Genomic DNA, 259 nt, shown 5'->3' on the forward strand with positions numbered 1-259 from the left:
GAGGAACGCCTGGAGCAGGCAGAGCTCGACCGCCTGTGGCTCCCCGGCGACCCGATCGCCTCCGCGGAACGGCTCGCCGATGCTGCCGCGCGCCCGGACCGGTCGGAGCTCGTGCGCGCCGAACTGGAGACGCAACGCGCGCGTGCGCTGGGCCTCCAGGGGCGGACCGAGGAGGCCGAGGCCTTGCTGGACTCCTTGGAGCCGGCGACGGGCGTTCTGGAGGTCCGGGTGCTGCTCGAGCGCGGCAGGCTGCGCGTCG

1 protein-coding gene is annotated in these 259 nt (G+C 75.3%); it reads left to right on the forward strand.

The window, feature by feature from the left end; all coding sequences use genetic code 11:
* Positions 1 to 259 (forward strand): hypothetical protein (locus SB773_RS32835; RefSeq protein WP_410594590.1); only part of this gene is annotated, 259 nt, incomplete at both ends.

The sequence above is a fragment of the Bacillus sp. SIMBA_074 genome (assembly GCF_046534555.1).
GTDB lineage: Bacteria > Bacillota > Bacilli > Bacillales > Bacillaceae_G > Bacillus_A > Bacillus_A mycoides.